Genomic DNA, 1,988 nt, shown 5'->3' with positions numbered 1-1,988 from the left:
GACGCACTCGGCCGCCACGTCGCCCGTCGTGGCGACGCCGGGCGTCGAAGGACGAAGCGTCGAGCCGGGCGCCGCGACGCCGCCGGTGTTGGCCGCCATCGACACCCGCACCGCCTCGCGCGCCGATGCCGAGACGATTGCGCCCGACCTGTCCGAAGACCCCGAGTTCTACCTCTGGCTGGGCGACATGCGCCCGGCCGACGCGGAGTGACCATGAATCGCCTGATCCCGTTTGCCCTGGTTTCCCTTCTCTTCGTTGCCGCGCCCGGCCGCGCGCAGTCCGCCGCCACGTCGCTGCCCGATTGGGATCATCTGTCGCCGTCGCAGCGCGAACTGCTGATCTCGCCGATCCGCGACCGCTGGAACGCGAGCCCCGAGGCACGCGAACGGATGCTCGGCCACGCGGGACGCTGGAAGTCCATGACCCCGCAGCAGCGCATGCAGGCGCGACGCGGGGTGGAGCGCTGGCAGGGCATGTCGCCCGAGGAGCGCACGCAGGCGCACGACGCGTTCCAGCGCTTCCGCCAGCTGCCGCCGGACCAGAGGAAGGCATTGCGCGAAAAGGTCCGTGCGATGACGCCCGAGCAGCGCCGCGAATGGCTGAGATCGCTGGGGACGCCGGCCGGGCGGGGCTGAAGGGTTCGAGCGTTCGACTCGCCGAAGTCGCGATCGACGCTAGGCGGCCGCGCTCGCCGCGGCCGTTTCGCGCTCCGGCCAGACAGTGCGAGCGAGCAATTCGTCGCTCCAGTCGAAGGCCAACTCGCCCTTGTCCACGAACAGGCTGACGAAGTTCAGCACGTTGCGTGCGTACATCTCGCTGGCCTGCAACGCGCCCATGCTGGCAAGCGCCAACGGACCGGCGACGGTCACGCCGCCGACGTCGCGCGTCTCGCCCGGGACGGTGGCCTCGCAGTTACCGCCGCTCTCGGCCGGCAGGTCGACGATCACGCTGCCGGGCTTCATGCCGGCCACCATGTCCTGCGTAACGATCTTCGGCGCGGGCCGTCCCGGCACGGCGGCCGTGCACACCACCACGTCGACCGAACCCAGGTGCGCACCCAGTCGCTTCTGCTGCTCGGCGCGCTCCTCGTCACTGAGCGCACGTGCGTAGCCGCCCTCGCCCGCCGCGCTGACGCCGAGGTCGAGGAAACGCCCGCCGAGTGACTCGATTTGCTCGCGCGTTTCCGGGCGTACATCGAACCCTTCCACCTGCGCGCCGAGGCGCTTGGCAGTAGCGATTGCCTGCAGCCCGGCGACGCCTGCACCGATCACCAGCACCTTCGCCGGCCGGATGGTGCCGGCGGCGGTGGTCAGCATCGGAAAGAATCGCGGGGCCAGCGTCGCGGCGATGAGCACCGCCTTGTAACCGGCCATTCCCGCCTGCGAACTGAGCACGTCCATCGATTGTGCGCGCGTGGTGCGCGGCAGGCGCTCGAGCGGAAAGGCGACCAGGCCGCGCTCTCGGATGCGCGCGGCGCGCGTGTCGGATGCCTGCGGCGCGAGCAGCCCGACGATCGCTGCACCCGGCTTCAGCAAGTCCAGCGCTTCGTCCGGCGGCGGTTGCACCGACAGCAGCATGTCGCAGGCCGCGAGGATGTCGCCGGCTGCAAGCGTTTCGGCGCCCGCTTCGGCATAGGCGGCATCGACAAAGCCCGCCGAGGCACCGGCGTCGGGTTCGATGAGCACGCGCGCCCCGCGGGCAATGAACTTGCGCACGGTCTCGGGCGTGGCGGCCACGCGCCGTTCGCCGGGTGCGCGTTCGCGCAGGATGCCGAGCGTCACTGCCGTCATGCGGGTGCTCCAGGAAATGCGGTCGCCGCATCGTAGCGCGGCCGCTGCGGCGGTGAGCACCCCATCACGGCGGCGGGCCTACGTTGGCCGCCGGCGATTGGCCGCCGACGCATGGATACTCCGATGGCAACGAAGAAGACTTCGCGCGCGGGCAGCAAAGCGCCGCGCAAAGACGCGCGCACCGCCGGCGGCAAGGC

Annotated in this window: 3 protein-coding genes; 2 read left to right on the top strand and 1 reads right to left on the bottom strand. The window is 71.1% G+C overall.

The window, feature by feature from the left end; genetic code table 11:
• Together FW784_RS14530 and FW784_RS13835 are read left to right on the top strand one after the other, a co-directional pair.
• The coding region (locus FW784_RS14530; RefSeq protein ID WP_187770837.1) for a hypothetical protein at positions 1–211 on the top strand (211 nt) is incomplete at its 5' end.
• Between the two features lie 2 nt (positions 212–213).
• Positions 214–636 carry a DUF3106 domain-containing protein gene (locus FW784_RS13835; protein ID WP_149353906.1) on the top strand — a complete coding sequence of 141 codons (423 nt, stop codon included), beginning with the start codon at positions 214–216 and terminating at the stop codon, positions 634–636.
• Positions 637–675: 39 nt separating this feature from the next.
• On the opposite strand, the gene FW784_RS13830 is transcribed toward FW784_RS13835, so the two are convergent.
• Positions 676–1,791, bottom strand: a complete 1,116-nt coding sequence (locus FW784_RS13830; protein WP_149353905.1) for an NAD(P) transhydrogenase subunit alpha — start codon at positions 1,789–1,791, stop codon at positions 676–678.
• Positions 1,792–1,988 lie beyond the last annotated feature (197 nt).

Origin of the sequence: Cognatilysobacter lacus, assembly GCF_008274655.1 — a bacterium.
Taxonomy (GTDB): Bacteria; Pseudomonadota; Gammaproteobacteria; order Xanthomonadales; family Xanthomonadaceae; genus Cognatilysobacter; species Cognatilysobacter lacus.
This window is presented reverse-complemented; position numbering and strand designations above follow the sequence as displayed.

What these genes read in the sequence shown, in the direction of transcription:
- FW784_RS13830 (WP_149353905.1), bottom strand. Translation starts at nt 1,791, where the DNA reads ATGACGGCAGTGACGCTCGGCATCCTGCGCGAACGCGCACCCGGCGAA.
- FW784_RS13835 (WP_149353906.1), top strand. Translation starts at nt 214, where the DNA reads ATGAATCGCCTGATCCCGTTTGCCCTGGTTTCCCTTCTCTTCGTTGCC.